Origin of the sequence: Bacillus sp. JJ1533 (assembly GCF_036965045.1) — a bacterium.
Classification (GTDB): Bacteria; Bacillota; Bacilli; order Bacillales; family Bacillaceae_L; genus Ferdinandcohnia.
Genome location: NZ_JBALOV010000056.1, coordinates 1 through 21,919, shown reverse-complemented (window position 1 = coordinate 21,919; position 21,919 = coordinate 1). Strand labels below are relative to the sequence as shown.

The following is a 21,919-nucleotide window of genomic DNA, read 5'->3' as shown; positions in this document are numbered from 1 at the left end:
CACTTTAATCGTAGTGAAAAAAACACTTGACTATAAGAAAAAATTTTTGGTAAAGTTACAAACAGACCGGTTGGTATGGTGGAGGTGTGCTACGGGAATGGATACGAAATCGCTGATTATCGATGTTGCAACAAAGCTTTTCCAACAAAAAGGATATATAGGTGTAGGCTTAAGTGAAATCTTAAAAGCATGCAATATTTCAAAGGGTTCTCTATATCATCACTTTCCAAATGGAAAGGAAGAATTATTAATTGCTTGTCTGCAATCCTTAAACGAAGTGATTACACAGGATATTGAAAACATTTTTAATCAGTATCCGAACACAAAAGAAGCTACAAAAGCTACGATTGATCAATTAATCGTTCATTTTGAAACGGAAGGAACGATTGCTGGATATACGTTTAGCAGCATCGTCAGTGAAATGGCTTCCCTTAGTGAACCAGTCCGTAATGCTTGTTCTCTTTTATATACAAAAATGCAGGGTATATATACAAACAAGTTAATCGCGGATGGATTTTCGACAGAAATCGCTGATTCAATTGCTCTTTCTTTGGTAGCAACTGTTGAGGGTGGAATGATGCTTTGTTTAACACAAAAATCAAGCCTTCCACTCCAAACCATTTCTCAAGTATTACCGAATTTATTACAGGAGTTTCGAAAGTGAATAATATGGTTTTTGAAAAACGGCTAATTCCTATTTTTCATGAGCACAGCTCAAGTTGAAATGGGAATTGGCCTTTATTATGCCAAAAAATAGATTCACCACGGTCAAATAAGCAAAAAAAAGGAGATTTTTATGAACACACAATTACAAGTCAAAAGTCCGAAAATAATGGCATTTATTTTAATGTTTGGGACCTTTATCGGATTATTTGGTGAAACAGCAACAGCGATGATGTTCCTCGGCATTTTAATGATTTTAGCAGCTGGTATTCTCTTGCCAATGTATCTAAAGGATGCATTATTATATACTGCAGCTGTGGCTGGCTTATTATTACTTCCTGGCAATGCTGTCAATGTGGTTATGTCACCAATTGTTGGTACTCTATTTGACAAGTTCGGACCACGTGTTTTTGTCATTATTGGTTCGATAGTTATTCTGATTGCAAATTTCATGTTTGCATCCGTCATATCAGCATCTACACCTGGTTGGCAAATTATCGTTGCATTTATGATTTTCTTCTTTGGGATAACAATGGTGATGATGCCATCACAAACAAACGCACTTAACCAGTTGCCACGTGAACTATATGCTGATGGTTCAGCCGCTATGAATACATTGAATCAAGTAGCTGGGGCAGCAGGTACAGCAATCGCAATTACGTTATTTACGGCTGGTCAAGCAAGCTATGTTATCGATATTCCTGCTGCATCAAATCCTGAAATCTTAGCTGCAGGTGTAAAGTACGCATTCTACTTTGTTACTGGAATTTCAGTTGTAACGTTAATTTTATCTTTATTTGTAAAAAAGGGATCCAGTGTAAAGGAAAAATCAGCATCAACGGTAAAAGCAACAAAACCTGTTCAAAACTAGTAGGATTTCCACAAAATCTACCATTAAGAATAGTAATAAACTTTTAATCGTCTAGAAGGAGATAATGGAAAATGGGAAAACTGTATAAAAGTATTCTAGTAGCTGTGGACGGGTCTAAAGAAGCTGAATACGCGTTCCGCAAATCAATCGATCTTGCAAAAAGGAATAAGGGTTCAAAATTGAACATTGTAAATGTATTAAATATTAACTCGTACAAAGGTTTTGACAGTTCAATGCTAGACCGTGCACAGCAGATAGCAGATGAGCTTGTCAATGATTATAAGGCACAAGCACATGCTGAAGGTCTTGAAAACGTGTCAGCTGTAATTGAATATGGCTCTCCAAAAACAATTATTACAAATGAAATTGCTGATTTTATCGATGCTGATCTGATTGTTTGTGGTGCCACAGGGCTGAATGCTGTTGAACGTTTCATTACCGGATCTGTTTCTGGAGCTATCGTACGTTCGGCGAAATGTGATGTTTTAGTAACTCGACAACCCGAATGATTGCAGGAACAATTTAAAGTTTGAACAAATCATTTTATAAATTCAAGAAACCATTCGTTAAGGCATATCTTGGCGAATGGTTTCTTTTTTAGGATATTAGGATTTTCTTCGTAATACTTTTGATAATATCTCCCCTGCTTAAAACACCTACCACACGGCCAGCCCGATTAACAACAGGCAATTTTTTGAACCGGTTCTTCGATAACAGACGCATGGTGCTTTCGAAATCCTCATCCGGCGAGACGAAGATGACATTTCTCTTCGTCATAATTTCTTTTACGGGTGTATCTAATTTTTCCCGTAATACATCTTCCAATTCTCCATCCTCAATTAAAAAAACAATTCCAGCAATACCTAAAGGTTTTGGAGTTAGATAGCGTATCACATCCCCATCGGAGACCATGCCGATTAATTGTTCTTTATCATCTACAACAGGGACACCGCCAATACGATTTGATTGAAGTACATATAACAAATCTTTAATCGTTGTAGAAGATTTAACTGTAAAAACTTTTGTAATCATGAAATCTCTAACCTTCATTTCCAATCACTCCTCATGGTTGTAACCGTATACATCATTGATATATTAATATTCTAGCACAAAGTACAAACTGTTTGTCATTTATAAATTTGACAAAATATCGAGAAAAATTGAAATGTCATCAGTAGGTTTGATTGTCATTATTATAAAAATCCCCTTCTTTTACTGCAAAAGAAGGGGGGCTTACTATTTTTTCACCAAATCTGCTATGTTCAGTTCAAACTCCGCATGGTCTCCAAGCGCATGTGGGACTTGAATGCTAATGACAACAGTGTTATTAAGGTAGTGAGAAAAAATACCATATTGATTTTCTTCAGGGTTTGGGTGATCTGCCTTCTGAAAAGCTTCGATAAGATTTTGGTTAGTAAAGGTGTTCAAGTATTCAATAACAGCAGCTTGTTTTTCCTTATTTGGCTCAGGTGGATTCTCCCAATCCATATATTTCCCATTTTTTAATGTTTCAATGAACTGTTCATCTATAACAAAAAGATCGGATAACTTGATTTTCTCCCCTTTTTTCCAATCGATATTGGTTTTAAAAAGAAGATGGGTCGGATACATACCACCGTTATAATTGCCCGTATATTGAATGGTAAAGGTATCAGATTCTGGAAGTATGACTTCATAATCCATTTTGAGCGGAGAACCGCCATCCTGATATTGATTCAAAAAAAGAACGGCATCATCTTTAATAAAAGTATTGATACGTTGTTCCAGGTCTTTATTTTGCATGTTTACAAGCTGAGGATAGTGAATCGTTAATTCCCGGTTCTCATACATTGCTGAATTTATTTCAAAAGGCTCTACATTACTTTCCTCTTCTGGTTGCTTAGGTGGTTCCTCTTTTTCCTTATCCACCTCTTCTACTTGCTGAGATGGTTCATTTTTGTTTCCATCTACTTCCGCTTGTTGTGGTGGTGACTTTTCATCGTCATTCACTTGCTGCGCTGGGGCAGTTTGCTGGCTTTGACAGCCTGTCAAGATAAGGGCACAGACAAAAACAACCACCATAAGAATTCGCCTCATTTAACACTCTCCTTCTAAAAAACTCATGTTATCTTCTATATTATTACAACCTTGACTGGAAATGAAAATTAGTTGACCTATTAAAACATGGTTGATATCATTTAATTATTGTTAAGGTAAACTTTGTTTCTTATTAGAAAACTTTTTTACATCTAACGATTACTATAGAAGGTGAGAACATGAATCTACAGACAGATGTTTGTATTGTTGGTGGAGGTCCGGCAGGGGCTTTGCTTGGCTTTTTATTAGCTAAAAAAGGCATATCAACGATTGTTGTTGAGCGCACTTCAGGTAACGAACGTGAATTTAGAGGTGAGCATATCAATGCAGAAACCGAAACCATTTTAAAAGAACATCAACTTTTCGATAAAATAGAGGCACTTGGGTTATTAAAAATGAAGAAGGTTGAGTACTATTATGGTAGTAATATCGTAAAATCAATCACTCCAACACAAGAAGATCACGTTGGAATCCATATTCCCCAGCCGCACATTTTAACAGCTATCTCAAACGAGGCCGCACAGTTCCCTAATTACCAACTGCTTTTAAACACAAATGTTACCGGGTTAGTTCAGGACGAAAAAGGAAACTATACGGGTGTGACAGCAAAACAAAATGGACAAGAAATCAATATCTCAAGCCGGGTCGTCGTGGGCACGGATGGACGTTATTCGACAGTTCGAAGACTTGCAGGCATTGCTGCTTCTGAGGAAACACATGGCTATGATGTGCTTTGGGCAAAGATCCCAGCACCAGCTGGTTGGGAGCCTTCAACAAAAATGGTTCTCGTTAATGGTCATCAACTTGCCTTGTTCACACAAACAGGAGGGATGATCCAAATTGGCTGGAACATTGAAGAAGGTACATTTGCTTCTTTACGCAAACAACCGCTGGAACCATTTTTGGAACCACTTATCACAAGCTTTCCGGAATTAGAGCCAATTGTTCGTGAACACATCCAATCCTGGAAAAACTTCGTTTGCTTGAAAGTGTTTAGCTCCAATGCAGACACTTGGGTGAAGGATGGTCTTGTCATCCTTGGTGATGCGGCGCACACGATGACACCAACGGCTGCAATCGGAGTTAACTGTGCAATTAAGGATGCTTATGTGTTAGCGCCTATCCTTGAGCAAGCCTTACACGATGGAGACTTAAGCACATCAAGATTAAAAGAGTTCGAGATGGCAAGACGTTCTGAAATCGAACAACAACAAGAAATGCAATTTGAAAAAGAAGAATCATTTAAAAACAACTTCTTGGAAGTAGTCGGATATTAAAAGTATGCAGATTATCGCTGCATGCTTTTTTTACGTAACGGAAAATGACCAAAACCAATAATAGGTTAAAGAAAAGAAAGGATTTTCCCTCTTCATACCGAATAAAAACTATAGGAAACATGAAAACAGGGGGAACACAATGAACCTAGTCAAAATAAAGGGAGAAAAAGTAACCTTACGTCAAGTCGAAAAAGAAGATTTACCTAAGCTTTGGGAGTTGCGCTATGGTGATCCAAATCCGGAATGGAAAAAGTGGGATGCGCCTTATTTCACGCACAAGTACATTGATAAAGAAACATATTTAAAAAAAGCCGAGCATCAGCTTACCGTACAACATTATCCATTAGATCAAATGATTATTGAGGCAGATGGTCAAACCATTGGAACAGTCATTTTTTACTGGGAAAGTGAAGCCACAAGATGGCTTGAGATGGGCATAGTCATCTATCTTCCTGAATATTGGGGTGATGGCTATGGAACAGAAACAATTAAGCTGTGGATTGACTATTTGTTTGAAACTATCCCATACATCGAAAGAGTTGGATACACCACTTGGTCTGGAAATCACCGTATGATCAAGGTCGGTCAGAAACTTGGCATGACACTTGAAGCACGTATGCGGAAATGCCGCTATTATAATGGTGTCTACTATGACTCGATTCGTATGGGATTGCTACGGGAAGAATGGGAACAAATGAAATAGGTGTAAACCTGCATTTCAGAAGGGAATGCAGGTTTTTTTAATAGAACTAATTTTCCAATTTTAATTGACACCTTTTTTACCCTATTATAATATTGTATATGAACATATGCTCATATAGTTGATGGGAAGGCGGCGAATGTTATGTATGATGTCGTGGTTATCGGAGCTGGTCAAGCGGGATTAGCCATGGGCTCTTATTTGAAAAAGACAAACCACTCTTTTCTGCTTTTAGACAAGGCAAAGGAAATCGGAGAAGTGTGGCGAAAGCGGTATGATTCGCTGACTCTTTTTACCCCAAGAGTTTATAGTGAACTTCCGGAATTTCAAATGAATGGTCCAAGGCATGGCTACCCTACAAAGGACGAGGTTGCAGATTATCTTTCTATTTACGCATCATACCATTCTTTTCCCATCAAACTGAATACATCGGTTAATAGGGTTACTAAAGCAGGAAAAGGATTCAAAATTGAAATAGCGAATGAAACAATTCATACAAAGAATGTGGTAATCGCAACAGGTCCGTTTCAAGAGCCTTTCATACCAAACTTTGCAGAAAGCTTATCCGATAAGGTATGTCAAATTCATTCATCGCGCTACAAAAATCCAGAACAACTAAAAAATGGACCTGTATTAGTTATAGGTGGGGGAAACTCCGGTGCGCAAATTGCAGTTGAGCTAGCTAAAGAGCGGGATGTACACCTATCAGTTAACCAAAAACTCACTTTTATTCCACAGGATATTGGTGGAAAGAGCATTTTTTGGTGGTTTGATAAATTTGGTATACTCAAAGCAAATGCAACATCGAGATTAGGTACTTTTATTAAAAATCGGCCAGACCCGATTTTTGGTTCTGAATTAAAGAAGGCAATAAAATCCAGAAAAATCACATTAAAACCAAGAACAGTAAACATAAAAGAAGATACATTCTTTTTTCAAGATAAAAGCGATTTAGAGGTGTCAAATGTCGTATGGGCAACAGGATATAAATCAAATTATCAATGGCTGCATATTCCAGAAGTATTAGATCAAAACGGTAAACCTCACCAACATAAAGGAATTACAAATATAAAGGGTCTTTACTTTTTAGGCCTGCCATGGCAGTCACGAAGAGGCTCTGCTCTACTTCAAGGAGTCGCAGATGATGCAAAATACATCGCTCAGCATATCCAGGCTGCCAAGCAAATTTAAGGAAGAAGGTTAGAAAATTGGAACAAAAGGATCATTCATTTTTATCGCAAGTGACGATAGACGAAGCATCACGGATTTTTAAAGCACTCGCTGATCCAACACGAATCAAGATTCTGTACTTATTATCACAGGAGGAATGCTCAGTCACCCATATCGCAGAGGTCCTCGAAATGTCACAATCAGCTGTATCTCATCAACTAAGTCTACTAAGAAATCTCCGCTTAGTGACATACCGACGAGATGGCAATACATTTCTTTATACATATGATGATGAACATGTCATCACCTTGCTACACCAGGTCATTCATCATATTGAACACGAATAGGAGGGGAGAATGATGGGACATCATCACCATCACCATCATCATCACGGACATGACCACCATGGCCACCATCATCACCATCACTTTGATGAAGTAAGAGAAGGAAATAAAAAAGGCTTACTCATTGCATTAATTATTACCACGGGAATCATGCTGCTTGAATTTTTCGGCGGTCTGATCACAAATAGCTTAGCCCTACTTTCCGATTCAGGTCATATGCTGAGTGACGCAAGTTCATTATTTTTAAGTTTGGTTGCGTTTTGGTTTGCGACAAGACCTGCTTCACCGAAGAAAACCTATGGATTTTACCGATTTGAGATTTTGGCAGCTCTATTCAATGCAGTAACATTATTTATCATTGCAGGCTTTATTGTGTATGAAGCCCTTAAACGCTTTTCTGAGCCCCCAACAGTATCGAGTGGAACAATGATGATCATTGCAGGAATTGGCCTTTTAGCGAATTTACTTAGTGCTTGGTCATTGATTAGCAAAGGTGATGTGAAAAATAACGTTAACCTGCGCAGCGCCTACCTACATGTTCTAGGGGATGCTCTAGGCTCAGTTGGGGCGATTATCGCAGGCTTATTGATGCTACTGTTTGATTGGTATATTGCGGACCCGATCATTTCGGTAGTGGTAGCTGTCCTCATTTTAAAAAGTGCTTGGGGTGTGTTGACGCATTCGATTCACATCCTCATGGAAGGGACGCCGATTACAATTGACCAAAAGGAGGTCAAAGCGACACTTGAGGAAATTGACGGAGTGATTGATGTTCATGACCTCCACATTTGGACAATTACATCTGGCATAGATTCTCTCACCTGTCATATTTTAATTGAGGACGACCATGACAGTCAGGACATTTTACAGCAAGCAATTGATAAAATTCGTGATAAATTTAAAATTGAACACACCACCATTCAAATAGAAAAGTCAGAGATACAACATGCGGAAATGCGAGTATAGGAATATCAAGGGACGTTCAATTATGGATGGTCCCTTCTTTCAATTAAAGATACTTGTGGTGTAAAATAATAGTACGGTAGGTTTAAATAATAGGAGTTGGAAACATGAGAGTTCTTGTAATAGAAGATAATGAAAGTGTTTGTTCTATGATTGAGATGTTTTTTTCAAAAGAAGGTATCGAAGGTGAGTTTGTCCATGATGGTCTAAAGGGATATCACCGCTTTAAAGAGGAAATTTGGGATTTACTCATTGTAGACTGGATGCTGCCTGGGATGGATGGAGTAACCATCTGCCGAAAAATTCGTGAAGAGAAAAACACCGTTCCGATTATCATGCTGACAGCAAAAGATAGTGAATCTGATCAGGTATTGGGACTTGAGATGGGGGCGGATGACTATGTCACAAAACCATTTAGCCCACTCGCACTGATGGCACGGATTAAGGCAGTTACCCGTCGTTATCAAAATAGGGCCACAGGTGAAGTGGAAGTGGACACCCTTCAAACAGAGCATTTTAAAATAAATAAAAATACACGTGAGGTTCTGTTAGATGGTAACCCTATTACCAATTTAACCCCTAAGGAATTTGATTTACTGTATTACTTTGCGCAGCACCCTAAGCAAGTGTTTTCAAGGGAACAATTATTGGATCGTGTCTGGGGCTACCAGTTTTACGGAGATGAACGAACAGTTGACGTACATATAAAGCGACTTCGTAAAAAACTAGGAACTGCCAGCAAGCCGTTTTTCCATACAGTATGGGGTGTGGGCTATAAATTCGATGAGTCCGTTGAGGAAGAAAAATGAAGTTTCGGTACATGTTCCAGCAGCTTGTAAGTCACATAAGTGTGATCGTGGTTGCGTTTATTATCTTAAGTATTGTGTTCGCGCATTACGTAAGTAACCTTGTTTTTGAAGAAAAGGTTGAAGAATTAACGGCAAATGGTGAGAACATTATTCGAGATATTAGTCGTACTTCAAATGTTGATGTGTTAATACGTCAATACTCAAATATGCTTGGTGAACGGAACATTTTATTTACAGTATTTGATGAAAATGGAGTAAGCCTGAGTGCCGTAGGTGGATTTGTACCGCAAGTGGAGTTGAAAAAGAAGGAATGGGACAAGGTTCGAAGTGGCCATATCGTGTCAGTCAAACAGGATTATAAGCGTTTTGAACAGGAAGTGACGTTTATCGTCATGCCTTATATGATTGGCCAAACCTTTGTAGGTGGAGTCCTACTTGCGTCACCTATAAGTGGAACACAAGAAATGATCCATGATATCAACCAGTATTTGTTTTCCACGATGTTTTTGGCGCTAGCTGTTGCTCTTTTAATGAGTTGGATTTTGTCGACCATCCATGTGAAGCGCATCAAGCGATTAAGGAAAGCAACCTCGATGATTTCCGCTGGTGATTTTTCCGTGAAGTTGCCTTCTTCTGATTTTGATGAAATTGGTGAACTATCAAACGATTTTAATGAGATGGCGGAACGTTTGAAAAAGTCGATGGAGGAAATTGAAAGTCTAGAAAGCCGGAGACGGAAATTCATGGCCGATGTTTCCCACGAAATGCGGACACCCCTCACAACAATTAGTGGTGTGATTGAAGGCCTGAAAAATGACTTGATCCCTGAAGAAGAAAAGGCGAAGGGTGTTCAATTGGTAAGTCAGGAAACAAAACGTCTCATTCGCCTTGTGAATGAAAACTTGGATTATGAAAAAATCCGATCCAATCAAGTGACCCTCCAAAAAGAAACAATTGAATTAATTGAAGTACTAGAAGTTGTAAAAGATACACTTGAGCCGCAGGCAGATGAAAAAGATGATCAAATCATGATTGAAGTTCCAGATGGTTTATTGATTACAGCTGATTATGATCGTTTGATACAAATATTAATCAATATTATAAAAAACAGTATTCAGTTCACTGATAACGGGACAATTTGGATTCGAGGAAAAAAAGGTGAGCATGAAACGATTATCGAAATTGAAGATACAGGCGTAGGAATAGACCCAGAGGAAATCGAAAAGATCTGGCATCGTTTTTATAAGGCAGATGTCTCCCGAACGGGTTCCCCATTTGGCCAATTCGGTCTAGGACTTTCAATTGTAAAGCAACTTGTCCACCTTCATAATGGGAAAATTGAAGTGTCAAGTGAAAAAGGAAAAGGAACCAAATTTGAAATTCGCATCCCATTTGAGTAAAATCCACTTGTCTATAGGTGGATTTTCTTCGATTTTTCCATGTCTTTTCAAGGTTTGTTAATATTTTGTTCATAATTTTTGTCTATGATATATACATGGAGTTAGTTAAGGAGGAATTCATAATGGAAAACGATAAACGTTTTAATGAATTTAATCATACAGAGGATCAACCTAACAAACTAGAAAATGATGAAAATCATACTGAAGACATTCATACCAAACTGGAAGAAATGGAACAAGAGTCAGATGCAGATCAAGTGTCATCTAAGCCGGTTGAAGCAGAAACGATTCAGCAATCAGCGGTTACTGAAGAAGCGGCTCTTCGCTCATCAAAACCAAAGGAGAAAAAATCAAATGGCAAGATGAAAGGTTTTCTATCTATGGTATCTGCTGGTGTCCTTGGTTCGGCATTAACACTTGGAGTTGCACCTCATATTGACGGATTACAAGGATATTTCAATTCAGGTGAACCTGCGACCGAGCAGCAATCAGATGTTATTGAAGCTTCTGGACCTGTGCAAATTCAACCAACTACAGTAAATGACTCAACATCTTCTGTTGCAGATATGGTTGAAGATGCATCAAAAGGAATTGTTGGAATTACGAGTATGCAAGCTCAACAAAATCCGTTTAACAGAAATAACTCACAAAGTGTTCCAAGCGGAACCGGTTCTGGGGTTATTTTTCAAAAGGACGGCGATAAAGCCTATATTGTGACAAATAATCACGTAATTGAAAATGCAAATGAAGTGGAAATCTCGCTTTATAATGGTGAAAAAACAATGGCTAAGTTGATTGGAACAGATCCGTTAACCGATTTAGCTGTTTTAGAAATAGACTCTAAAAATGTCGAGGCTGTTTTACAATTTGGTGATTCTGAGTCTCTACGCCCTGGTGACCAGGTATTTGCGATTGGAAACCCACTTGGGCTTGATCTATCAAGAACCGTTACATCAGGAATTGTAAGTGCAAAGGATCGAAGTATTTCTGTCGATACCTCTGCAGGCAGCTGGGAATTAAATGTTATTCAGACTGATGCTGCTATCAACCCTGGTAATAGTGGTGGAGCCCTTTTAAATACACAAGGGCAAGTCATTGGAATTAACAGCTTAAAGATTGCAAACAGTGGTGTTGAAGGCTTAGGCTTTGCTATTCCAAGTAATGATGTCGTGCCAATAATCAATAGTCTAATTGAAAATGGTAAAATTGAGCGTCCATTTATCGGTATTGGCTTAGCGGACCTTGCTGAAATTCCAAGAATGTATTACGCCGACCTTCCTGATGATATAAAAGAAGGAGTCATTGTTACCAGTGTTGCACAGAACTCTGCAGCTGAAAAAGCTGGATTAAAAATGACTGACGTTATCGTGAAAATTAATGATACTGATGTTAAAAGCTCAATGGATCTACGAAAATATTTATATTCAAAAGTAAAAATTGGAGATGAAATTGAATTAAGCTTTTACCGTGGCGGCAAACTTGAAACGGCAAAACTAATCTTAACAAGCAATAATACTGGAATTGAATAACGCATAGCGGTGAAGGGATAAAAAATAATGGGGAAAACAAAACTAGTTTGGGTCATTGGGTCCATCTTATGTATTGCACTCATCGTGATCAGTGGTTTCACATTTTTAAAGAAGGATGTAGTGGCTAGTGTGAATGGCGTGGAAATTGAACGCGATGAACTGCACACATCATTAGAGAAATTTTACGGCTCACAGGTTTTAGATACATTAATCACGAATAAGATTATTGAACAAGAAGCGGAGAAAGAAAAGATAACAGTCTCCGATAAAGAGATTGATGAGGAAATGCAGGTATTGATCGACTCCTATGGAGGAGAGGATGTTTTTACGAATGCGATTGAAGCGAGTGGAGTAACTCGTACAGAAGTTGAAGAAGATATTAAACAGTTTATCCAAACGAAAAAACTACTGGAACCTAGAATAGACATTACCGATGAAGAATTAAAAACATATTTTGAAGAAAACAAGGATACCTTTTCTCAGCCTGAACAGGTTCAAGCAAGTCATATCTTAGTAGATGATGAATCAGCTGCAAAAGAAGTCGCTACAAAGCTTGAAGATGGTGCAGACTTTGCTGAATTAGCAAAAGAGTATTCGAAGGATACGGCCAATGCAGAGTCTGGCGGAGAGCTTGGCTATTTCGGGAAAGGTGAAATGGTTGCTGAATTCGAAGATGCTGCATTCTCGATGAAAGTTGACGAGATTAGTGATCCTGTAAAAACGGAATACGGCTACCACATCATCAAAGTTACCGATAAAAAAGAAGCCAAAGAAGCTAATTATGAAGAAAGTAAAGACATAATCTACGATGTTTTGTTTGACCAAAAGATACCTGAGGAATACACAGCATGGCTTACTGAAAAAACAGAGGAATATAAGATTGAGAGAAATTTATCATAAATGTAATGTGTGGCCCAAACTGATACATGGTTTGGGCCTTTTTAATTGAGAGTTGGTTTTACATCGGGAATAGTTCCGACATTTTTTTCTATACCGACAACATTTCCCGGGAAACGACAGCATGTTTTTGTTACTGACAGCAAATTAACGACAGTGACGTTTTACCTTAAATAGCGACAACAATATAAAAACGGAAAATTTAAAATTCCTATTAACTCCTAAATATGATAATATTTCCATAAATATACACTTTGAAAGACAGGTGAAAAATGAAATTTACAATTGTATGTGTATTTCTTCTTTTTATCGTGATTGGAATCATTAAAAACAAACAAAGGAATTATACCAAACAGGCTGGTGTGTCATTAATGCTTCTTGGGACCCTGAATGCAATAGGACTATATAACATCAACAATTTTTCAGGTGGCGAATCTATTCAATTTTTAGATGTGTTTTTCATCAATCCGGAAAGAGTTGAATTTTATGGAAATGGATCTATGGGTGTTGCACTAATTGGACTTATTATCTATCTATTTTCAGAGATTAAGAGATAGGAGGACTCACAATGGGGTACATTGAGGAGTTAAGAAAAGTTGTCGGCAACCGACCTCTAAATTTGGTAGGTACAGCTGTAGGGGTCATTAATGAAAAAGGTGAAATCTTGCTCCAGCAACGGATGAATGGTGTTTGGGGTGTTCCTGGAGGTTTTTTAGAATTGGGGGAATCCACTGAAGAAGCGGGTAGGAGAGAAGTACTAGAAGAAACCGGGTTGCACATTGGAAAAATGGATTTAGTCGGTGTGTTTTCTGGTAAAGACCACTTTGTCAAACTTCCAAACGGAGATGAATTTTATCCAATTACAATCGCATATGTCACAAGAGAGATTGTTGGTGGACAGCTTGAAGTGAACCGGGAAGAAGGGCAGGATGTACAGTTCTTTGGTCTCTATTCTCTTCCAGAAAACATAAATCCACTTATTCCAAAATTACTGCATACATACCTGCAAGCTAGAAAAGTATAAAAAGCACTTGACAAACTTTTTAAAAATAAAAATATCCATGTTTTTTTAGTTCAATAGTATGATATGATAGAAGTATGTCATCAAAAGGCCTTTCATTCTTAGTGCTATTAAGAATGAAAAGGGGATTTTTGATTTGAAGAAAAGAACATGGACGTATGAAGAAGTAGAGTTCCTAAAAGACAATGTAGGTCGTATGAAAATCTCGACGATTGCGTGTCACCTACAAAGAACTGAGACGGCGGTTGAGTTAAAGATTAAGAGATTAGGGCTTTCTAACACGAAATCCTTTACCGGCCAGTTAACAATGCATGAATTGGCAACTCTATTAAAAATTGATCCAAAGTCTGTAAAGTTATGGATTGATAACCATGGACTAAAGTACACAAAAAAGGCAACACGAAATACACGTAAATTTTACTTTATTAAACCCGAAGATTTTTGGGGCTGGGCCAAAAACAATAAAGACCGAATTGACTTCTCGAAGATTGAAAAAAATGCTATTGTTCCTGAACCTAGCTGGGTTGATGGGGAGCGTTCAAAGCAAAGAAGGGTCAATTATCGTTCATGGACAACTGTTGAAATTCATTCCATGATTGAGCTTGTTGCAACGGGCACACCGTTTTCTGACATTGGAAAAAGGTTAAACCGTAGCCCAATTAGTATTCAACGTAAATATCAGCGTATGAGTAAAGCTATTAAATAGTCAGCAGGATTAACGACCAAACTATACAAAAGGCAAAATTGTTGAAAAATAATGACGCAAAGCCACGGGCCTAAGGAGAACTCTCTATGGCGGCCGGGTTGCTATAGAATGGAAGGGTACCTTTAATTGATGACGAAAAAAATGGGAGAGTCTAGTTGTAATAACTAGCTTCTCCCGTTTTCTTTTTCTAAAGGATGTTCAAAAAGTTCGGTAAAAATGACACATCGAATTTCTTCGTTGGCTTGTTTTTCCGCTCCTCGGAAAAGAAAAACACTTTTCCTTCGTGCGATGCGGATTCTTAGAAGCACTTACTTGTGCTCACGTATTTACTACATACGTTCCGCTACTCAAAACTGCGCCGCCTAGAACTTCTTGGCCTTTTCATCCTCCTTTTTGAACTGATGCATTTTGATTACTGTTCTAGTGATTTTCTATCTATTTCTTTTACACCGTTCATAATTTGGACTGTAAAACCGACACAAATGAGAATAATACTTATAAGAATAAAATATGCTACAAACATGAACCTTCACCTCATATAGTATTTTTTCTATTTCTAGCTTAAGTATAGTGGGAACCATTACAGCGGTATGTGATTTGCATCACAGGTTGGCCTCTTTTTTTCGGATATTCCTCGACAAAATGGGAATCAATTCACGTTGTAGTTCTTTTTTAATTGTGATATATTTTTTTAGATACAATTTGTGATAACGGAAGGAAAATTTGCATGAGTTATATAGATGAAGTACAAAAACGAAGAACATTTGCCATTATCTCACACCCGGACGCTGGGAAAACCACCATGACTGAAAAATTACTTCTATTTGGTAATGTGATTCGTGAAGCAGGAACGGTAAAAGGAAAAAAATCTGGAAAATTCGCTGCATCGGACTGGATGGAAATCGAAAAGCAACGTGGTATCTCTGTAACATCAAGTGTTATGAGTTTCCCGTATGAAAACTTCTATGTCAATATTTTGGATACACCAGGACACGAGGATTTTAGTGAGGACACCTATCGTACATTAACTGCAGTGGATAGTGTTGTCATGATTATCGACTCCACAAAGGGTGTTGAGCCACAAACGATTAAGCTTTTTAAAGTTTGTCGTATGAGAGGAATTCCGATTTTTACATTTATTAATAAGCTTGACCGTGAAGGAAAGGAACCACTTGATCTGTTAGCTGAAATTGAAGAGGTGCTGGGCATTGAGTCTTATCCAATGAACTGGCCAGTTGGCATGGGCAAACGTTTTTTAGGGATTGTCGACCGTTATAACAATCGCTTTGTTCATTTTACAGGGAATGAAGATGAAAAAATTATTCCTATACAGGAGTTAGAAGACGGTAAGCATCCGGCCATTACGGAAAGCACGGTTTATGAAAGTACACAAGATGAGTTGCTCTTATTAGATGAAGCTGGAAATAACTTTGATGTTGAGCGTGTCGTCAAGGGTGAACTTACACCAGTATTCTTTGGCAGTGCACTCGCAAACTTCGGTGTGGAGACATTTTTTAATACATTTTTACGATTTGCATCAGAACCAAAGCCTCGTAAAACAAATCTTGGCCTAGTTCCACCGGAAGACGAAACGTTCTCAGGTTATATCTTTAAAATTCAAGCAAACATGAATACAAAGCATCGTGACCGAATTGCGTTCCTTCGAGTGTGCTCTGGAAAATTCGAGCGTGGAATGAGCGTTAACATCACTCGTACAGGCAAATCAATTAAATTGAATCAGACGCAGGCATTTATGGCGGCAAGCCGTGAGACAGTTGACGAGGCATATCCTGGTGATATTATCGGGATCTATGACCCGAATGTGTATCAAATTGGTGATACTTTAACTGCAGGGAAGGAAGATATGCATTATCAAGAGCTTCCTGTGTTCCCACCGGAAATGTATCGTAAGGTTCGCGTAAAGAACGTGATGAAGGCGAAGCAATTTAGAAAAGGGATTGAGCAGCTCGTTCAAGAAGGGGCGATTCAATTATTCAGACAGGAATCAAATGAGGATTTCATTCTTGGTGCAGTTGGTCAGCTTCAATATGATGTGTTTGAATATCGATTAGAGGCAGAATACAATGTATCAGTTGAATTCACCTCAATTGGAAACCGAATCCCAAGGTGGATTGCTAACAAGAATGTGGACACCCGTCTATTTGATTCAAGAAGTTTACTTGTTCGTGATCGTAACGAGCGCTATGTCGTTTTATTTGAAAATGACTTTACCTATCGCTATTTCCAGGATAAAAATAAGGACATCGAACTCATTGATTTATTTGAAAGTAATGACTATAAAGGTGTTTAAAACAAGACGCTCAGAAACTATTCTGGGCGTTTAAGTTTATTGTAGAAAGGATTAGCTATGATCAGATTTTCGCTTCAAAAAATCTTCAATCGAGATGAACCGAATATGAAGGTTATTACAATGCTGTTACTTGTTTTTAGCATTGTTTCGATTCTCTTTGCGATTGGGATTGGACCTGTTTCTGTTGATCCGCAAACAGTGATCAAAATCCTTCTCGCAAAACTGCCATTTTTGGGTATTGAGACAAGCTGGTCACAGGTGGATTATAATATCGTTTGGGGCTTGCGTCTGCCTAGAGTTTTATTAGGCATGATTGTTGGCGCTTCGTTAGCAATAACAGGGGTTGTCATGCAGGCATTGGTTCGTAACCATCTAGCAGACCCTTTTATCCTTGGGGTCTCGTCTGGTGCATCTGCAACAGCTACTTTAGGGATGCTGTTTGGTGCCTTTTCGATTTTTGGGACGTATTCACTATCCATCAGTGCATTTATCGGAGCGGCTGTCACCATTATTTTAGTTTATATCCTATCAAGAGTGAACGGTAGAATTAATGTGACTCACTTATTGTTATCAGGTGTCGCCATTGCCCTTATGATGGATGCATTGACACGGTTTATTACGCTAAGTGCACCGAATGCGTTAGGACTACATAATGCTACTTTTTGGATGTCGGGTAGTTTAGCTGGGGCGAAATGGGGCTATTTAACGCTCCCACTAATCGTGTCAGTTATATGTATGGTTGTTTTGATGAGCCAATATCGCGCCCTGAATGCCTTGCTTTTTGGAGATGAAACAGCTGGGACATTAGGCTTTCATGTAGGGAGATTGCATAAACTGTTAATTCTTGTTGCTTCGCTTTTAGCAGGAGTTACAATAGCAGTAAGTGGCTCTATCGGCTTTATTGGGCTAATGGTTCCACATATTACAAGGCTTCTTGTTGGTTCGGACCATAAGCGCGTTCTTCCTGTAAGTGCCTTACTTGGTGGCATATTTGTGATTTGGACGGATGTTGCCGCACGAATTGTCATTGCGCCGGAGGAATTACCAATTGGTATTTTAACGGCATTAATCGGAGGGCCCTTCTTTATTTGGCTATTAAAAACTAAGAAGCAATGAGGTGAAAAATTGAAACTACAGGTAGAGAATTTAAACTTTTCGCTGGAAGAAAAACAAATTATAGAAGATATGAATCTACGTGTCTCTGAAGGCGAGTTTGTTGGCATCATTGGGCCAAATGGAAGCGGGAAATCAACCCTTTTAAAGAACATTTACCGTGCATTTAAACCTGATTCTGGCGTTGTCTTACTAGATGGCGAAGATCTAAATAAAATGAATCTGAAAATCGCTGCGAAAAAAATGGGTGTACTCGGTCAGGAAAATGTAATTCCGTTTGATTTTAAAGTGGAAGAAATCATTACGATGGGGAGAAGCCCTTATAAAGGCTTTTTTTCCGGAGATAGTGTAAAAGATAAAGAGATTGTAGCGGAAGCCATGAAGAAAATCGGTATGTCAGATATGTACAAACGAAATTATAGCAATCTATCAGGTGGAGAAAAACAACGTGTGTTGTTAGGGAGAGTGCTTGCACAGCAAACAAACTTACTCATTTTAGACGAGCCAACAAACCACCTTGATATCCGCCATCAGTTGCAAATTTTCGATTTAATCAAAGGGCTGGGTGTTACCATTCTATCAGCCATCCATGATTTAAACCTTGCTGCTCTTTATTGTGATCGGCTATATGTTCTTAAGGATGGCCGAATGTTGATGGCAGGCACTCCCGAAGAGCTATTAACTCCGGAATCGATTTACAAAATTTTTGGGGTTCAGACGGATGTAATGATTCATCCAGTCACCAAAAAAGTGGTGATAACCTATTTACCCCAACGTTTTTTGGAAGGAGAATATCAATGAAAAAACGTATTTTGTTTCTAATAGGCACTCTCTTGTTGGTTTTAGCAGGATGTGGTGCTGAAAATAAGGACAATTCTAGCAAACAAAGCAAGGACTCCCTCATTATTGATAATTATGGTAGAGAAATAGAAATAACGGAAAAGCCTTCAAAGGTGTTAACCTTGGGTCCGAATGCAACTGAGTTGTTTATCGCATTAGGGCTATCCGATTATGTAATCGGAAATAGCTTGGATAATCATAGCCGCGGTGCTCTGCCTGAGTATGCCGAAGCCTATGATAAAATACCAGAGCTTACATACGGTTCTGCTACAAGGGAAGCCGTTTTAACTAGCGGGGCCGATTTTATCTACGGAATCGATTGGGAATTTGGGAGTGAAGGTCTGGACGTCGACGAACTTGAAAGCTACGGAATCAAAGTGTATATGAACAAGGCAACAACGATGGAAGAAATCTATCAAGAAATTCTCGACCTTGGTAAAATTTTTGAGGTTGAAGATCGGGCTGAAGCATTTGTCGCCGAGCAAAAAGAACGTCTTGCTGAAGTAAAGGAGAAGCTAGACGGTCAGGAGTCTGTTGATATACTCGTATATGATAGTGGCGGAAACGGCGTTTTTACAGCGGGTGGCACGAATTTTGAAACGTTATTAATTGAGCTGGCTGGCGGGCGAAATGTCTTTGAAGATATTACAGATAAACAATGGACCACTGTTAGCTACGAGGAGATCCTCACTAGGCAGCCTGAAGTTATCCTGATTCACGACTATGATGCACCATCAATTGAGCAAAAAATAAAGGACATCAAAAACGACCCAGCCCTTTCACAGCTGGAAAGCGTGAAAAACGAAAACTTTGTTGTCATTTCTTTGGAGAGTGTATTGCCAGGGAACCGAATGGCGTATGCGGTAGAGACATTGGCTGAAGGGTTTTATCCGGAATTGTTTAAATAGAAAGGGTTAATTACGTGTTTTACATCAATAGTTTTGCTATATTTAAACTATGTTTATATTGAAAGGACACGAATTTAATGCTATTGAAACTTTTGCTGGCGCTCATCCTACCGGGTGTGCTCGTCGTTTTCTTTACAAGGGTGACCTATAATTATTATGTGGGCTTATTACTGGCGATTGCCCTTATCGCTGCATCGATCTATAAGGGCTATGCAGATTCCATATTTATCGTTATTGCGGATCTCATCTCGCTCGGAGCGGGATTTCTGTATGCGCGAAAGATGGGGAGACGAGCGAAGAACTAAAAAAGTTTGCCGGGTTAAGTCTAAAAGAATATTTTGCCATAGAAAAGCACCCAAAAGTCCTTCATCCGGCTGATGAAGGACTCTTTTCAATTAACCATGGTTCGAAAAGTCCTTCATTCCATCTCCAACTTTTCCAACTCCGAAACAATCACTTTTTTAATTTCATCGTTCCCAATGGCTCCGTTATGAAAAGTGTTTGAATCCGTCCAGTAAAGCTGACGAAAGCTAACACCGTTATTTAATTCAATTTCTAAAAAAACCCGTTCACCTTCAAAGTTTCCAGTTAAATGCATACCATATGGGTCTTCTAACACAAGTTGATACCAAGCCTCAATAAATTGTTCCTTTGATTCTTCCGAAAAAGTGTGGAGACGGCTACCATCCTCGGTACTTTCAATGTGAATATTTTTTACCAATCCATCGAGGGGATAAAGCTCACCAGCTGTTTTTGCATTCTTATTTTGGTCAACAACATATACTTTATCACCTGCTGATACAATGAAAGTGGAGGGGTACCCTTTTACCTCATAAATCGAAGTTCCTATAGGCTGATAAGCAGCATCCCCGTTACTCATCACATGGTCGCTGCAAGCATGCTCATCCATCATAAACGTAACCTTCCCAAGTTCTTCTCCTTTTTCAATTGTAAGCGAGCTTTGGTCATCTTCAAAATCAGGAAAATGATGTTGATACTTTACATCGTTAATCATCAGTGCATCTACCCATTCAATTACTTCTCCATTTGGACAACCTTCAGATTGGCCTGAACCCACAGAAGTACTTGGTGGTTTTGGATGCTTATTGCATGAAACTAAAATTCCGAATACGAAAGTGAGAATAAGGATTTTATAGCTTTTTTTCATATAACACCTCAAAGTTTCTAATGTTTTTCCAAATTATAACATGTTTTTAAACAAAAAAATCGAATATCAGTTCGTATTTTTGTTTGTTTTATGTTAGTTTGTGGTACAATGTTTCTATCTAGAAAAAGTCGGTGGAAAACACATAAAACAGTTTACAAAAATGGATGGGAGGAAGGTAAATGAAGGATCAATTTGAGTTAGTTTCGAAATATTCCCCACAAGGTGACCAACCGAAGGCAATTAAAGAACTTGTGGAAGGAATTAAAGCGGGGAAAAGATATCAGACCTTGCTAGGTGCTACTGGAACAGGAAAAACATTTACAATCTCAAACGTGATTAAAGAAGTAAATCGTCCAACCCTGATTATTGCCCATAATAAAACACTTGCTGGACAGCTTTACAGTGAGTTTAAAGAATTCTTTCCCAATAACGCTGTCGAATATTTTGTCAGCTACTATGATTACTTCCAGCCGGAGGCGTATGTTCCGTCTTCTGATACATATATCGAAAAAGACTCAAGTGTGAATGATGAAATTGATAAATTGCGCCACTCTGCTACATCTTCCCTTTTTGAACGGCGCGATGTCATCATCATTGCCAGTGTATCGTGTATTTATGGCTTAGGTTCTCCTGAGGAATATAGGGAACTCGTTGTTTCTCTCCGGACAGGAATGGAAATTGAACGTAATGAGCTATTACATAAATTAGTGGATGTTCAATATGAACGAAATGATATTGATTTCCGTCGTGGAACTTTTCGTGTAAGAGGAGATGTTGTCGAAATATTCCCGGCCTCACGTGATGAGCACTGTATTCGCGTGGAGTTTTTTGGCGATGAAATTGACCGGATTCGGGAAGTTGATGCATTAACTGGTGAGATTCTTGGAGAACGTGAACATGTCGCAATATTCCCAGCATCTCACTTCGTAACACGTGAAGAAAAAATGCAAATCGCCATTAAAAATATTGAAGCAGAACTTGAAGAACGGTTAGCAGAGCTTCGAGAAAATGGGCAGCTTCTCCAGGCACAGCGACTTGAGCAGCGGACAAATTATGACCTTGAAATGATGCGTGAAATGGGCTTTTGTTCTGGAATCGAAAACTATTCGCGTCATCTAACATTACGACCACCGGGTTCAACACCATATACATT

At 38.6% G+C, this 21,919-nt stretch carries 24 protein-coding genes and 1 riboswitch; of the genes, 21 read left to right on the top strand and 3 right to left on the bottom strand.

Features of this window, described 5'->3' with window-relative positions:
* The first annotated feature begins 97 nt into the window (after positions 1-97).
* From V7138_RS24170 to V7138_RS24160, 3 genes are all read left to right on the top strand, one after another.
* Complete coding sequence (locus tag V7138_RS24170; RefSeq protein ID WP_335402463.1) at positions 98-664, top strand: TetR/AcrR family transcriptional regulator; 567 nt, start codon at positions 98-100, stop codon at positions 662-664.
* Positions 665-796: 132 nt separating this feature from the next.
* Positions 797-1,534: an MFS transporter gene (locus V7138_RS24165; RefSeq protein WP_335402462.1), complete on the top strand. Its 738-nt coding sequence runs from the start codon at positions 797-799 to the stop codon at positions 1,532-1,534.
* A gap of 71 nt (positions 1,535-1,605) precedes the next feature.
* Positions 1,606-2,043 carry a universal stress protein gene (locus V7138_RS24160; protein WP_335402461.1) on the top strand — a complete coding sequence of 146 codons (438 nt, stop codon included), beginning with the start codon at positions 1,606-1,608 and terminating at the stop codon, positions 2,041-2,043.
* A gap of 88 nt (positions 2,044-2,131) precedes the next feature.
* Here the strand turns inward: V7138_RS24160 and V7138_RS24155 are convergent, their stop codons facing one another.
* Positions 2,132-2,584 (bottom strand): CBS domain-containing protein, encoded by a 453-nt coding sequence (locus V7138_RS24155; RefSeq protein ID WP_335402459.1) that lies wholly within the window; start codon positions 2,582-2,584, stop codon positions 2,132-2,134.
* Between the two features lie 186 nt (positions 2,585-2,770).
* Positions 2,771-3,610 carry a hypothetical protein gene (locus V7138_RS24150; RefSeq protein ID WP_335402458.1) on the bottom strand — a complete coding sequence of 280 codons (840 nt, stop codon included), beginning with the start codon at positions 3,608-3,610 and terminating at the stop codon, positions 2,771-2,773.
* 179 nt (positions 3,611-3,789) lie between these two features.
* Here V7138_RS24150 and V7138_RS24145 point away from each other — a divergent pair, with 179 nt between their 5' ends.
* The 17 genes from V7138_RS24145 (at position 3,790) to V7138_RS24065 (ending at position 19,903) form a co-directional block, all read left to right on the top strand.
* Positions 3,790-4,887 carry an FAD-dependent monooxygenase gene (locus tag V7138_RS24145; protein ID WP_335402457.1) on the top strand — a complete coding sequence of 366 codons (1,098 nt, stop codon included), beginning with the start codon at positions 3,790-3,792 and terminating at the stop codon, positions 4,885-4,887.
* Between the two features lie 139 nt (positions 4,888-5,026).
* Positions 5,027-5,590, top strand: a complete 564-nt coding sequence (locus tag V7138_RS24140) for a GNAT family N-acetyltransferase (protein ID WP_335402456.1) — start codon at positions 5,027-5,029, stop codon at positions 5,588-5,590.
* Between the two features lie 141 nt (positions 5,591-5,731).
* Positions 5,732-6,778 (top strand): flavin-containing monooxygenase, encoded by a 1,047-nt coding sequence (locus tag V7138_RS24135; protein ID WP_335402455.1) that lies wholly within the window; start codon positions 5,732-5,734, stop codon positions 6,776-6,778.
* 17 nt (positions 6,779-6,795) lie between these two features.
* Positions 6,796-7,104, top strand: coding sequence for an ArsR/SmtB family transcription factor (locus V7138_RS24130; protein ID WP_335402453.1), 309 nt, complete (start codon positions 6,796-6,798; stop codon positions 7,102-7,104).
* Positions 7,105-7,113: 9 nt separating this feature from the next.
* Complete coding sequence (locus tag V7138_RS24125) at positions 7,114-8,067, top strand: cation diffusion facilitator family transporter (protein ID WP_438824399.1); 954 nt, start codon at positions 7,114-7,116, stop codon at positions 8,065-8,067.
* 104 nt (positions 8,068-8,171) lie between these two features.
* Positions 8,172-8,873 (top strand): response regulator transcription factor, encoded by a 702-nt coding sequence (locus V7138_RS24120; RefSeq protein WP_335402450.1) that lies wholly within the window; start codon positions 8,172-8,174, stop codon positions 8,871-8,873.
* Positions 8,870-10,273: a HAMP domain-containing sensor histidine kinase gene (locus V7138_RS24115; protein ID WP_335402449.1), complete on the top strand. Its 1,404-nt coding sequence runs from the start codon at positions 8,870-8,872 to the stop codon at positions 10,271-10,273. Before V7138_RS24120 ends, V7138_RS24115 begins: the two co-directional genes overlap by 4 nt.
* Positions 10,274-10,395: 122 nt before the next feature.
* A complete protein-coding gene (locus tag V7138_RS24110) occupies positions 10,396-11,802 on the top strand; it encodes a S1C family serine protease (RefSeq protein ID WP_335402448.1) in 1,407 nt (468 codons plus the stop codon).
* Positions 11,803-11,829: 27 nt separating this feature from the next.
* Positions 11,830-12,702 (top strand): peptidylprolyl isomerase, encoded by an 873-nt coding sequence (locus V7138_RS24105; protein ID WP_335402447.1) that lies wholly within the window; start codon positions 11,830-11,832, stop codon positions 12,700-12,702.
* Positions 12,703-12,971: 269 nt separating this feature from the next.
* Entirely contained in the window at positions 12,972-13,256 is a 285-nt protein-coding gene (locus tag V7138_RS24100) for a hypothetical protein (RefSeq protein WP_335402446.1), read from the top strand.
* An 11-nt stretch (positions 13,257-13,267) separates the two neighbouring features.
* Positions 13,268-13,723 (top strand): NUDIX hydrolase, encoded by a 456-nt coding sequence (locus V7138_RS24095; protein ID WP_335402444.1) that lies wholly within the window; start codon positions 13,268-13,270, stop codon positions 13,721-13,723.
* A gap of 133 nt (positions 13,724-13,856) precedes the next feature.
* Positions 13,857-14,426, top strand: coding sequence for a DNA-binding protein (locus tag V7138_RS24090; RefSeq protein ID WP_335402443.1), 570 nt, complete (start codon positions 13,857-13,859; stop codon positions 14,424-14,426).
* Positions 14,427-14,447: 21 nt separating this feature from the next.
* A riboswitch (cyclic di-GMP riboswitch) is annotated at positions 14,448-14,532 on the top strand.
* Between the two features lie 621 nt (positions 14,533-15,153).
* Positions 15,154-16,737 (top strand): peptide chain release factor 3, encoded by a 1,584-nt coding sequence (locus tag V7138_RS24085; protein WP_335402442.1) that lies wholly within the window; start codon positions 15,154-15,156, stop codon positions 16,735-16,737.
* 57 nt (positions 16,738-16,794) lie between these two features.
* The gene (locus tag V7138_RS24080) at positions 16,795-17,853 is read left to right on the top strand and encodes a FecCD family ABC transporter permease (RefSeq protein ID WP_335402440.1); all 1,059 of its coding nucleotides are present in this window, start codon (positions 16,795-16,797) and stop codon (positions 17,851-17,853) included.
* Positions 17,854-17,862: 9 nt separating this feature from the next.
* Entirely contained in the window at positions 17,863-18,651 is a 789-nt protein-coding gene (locus tag V7138_RS24075; protein WP_335402438.1) for an ABC transporter ATP-binding protein, read from the top strand.
* The gene (locus V7138_RS24070; RefSeq protein ID WP_335402437.1) at positions 18,648-19,598 is read left to right on the top strand and encodes an ABC transporter substrate-binding protein; all 951 of its coding nucleotides are present in this window, start codon (positions 18,648-18,650) and stop codon (positions 19,596-19,598) included. Before V7138_RS24075 ends, V7138_RS24070 begins: the two co-directional genes overlap by 4 nt.
* Positions 19,599-19,675: 77 nt before the next feature.
* A complete protein-coding gene (locus tag V7138_RS24065) occupies positions 19,676-19,903 on the top strand; it encodes a DUF2198 family protein (RefSeq protein ID WP_335402435.1) in 228 nt (75 codons plus the stop codon).
* 113 nt (positions 19,904-20,016) lie between these two features.
* Here V7138_RS24065 and V7138_RS24060 read toward each other — a convergent pair whose 3' ends face one another.
* Positions 20,017-20,766, bottom strand: a complete 750-nt coding sequence (locus tag V7138_RS24060; RefSeq protein WP_335402434.1) for a hypothetical protein — start codon at positions 20,764-20,766, stop codon at positions 20,017-20,019.
* A gap of 179 nt (positions 20,767-20,945) precedes the next feature.
* On the opposite strand from V7138_RS24060, the gene V7138_RS24055 reads away from it, so the two are divergent.
* A partial coding sequence (locus V7138_RS24055) for a DEAD/DEAH box helicase family protein (protein ID WP_335402432.1) occupies positions 20,946-21,919 on the top strand: 974 nt, incomplete at its 3' end.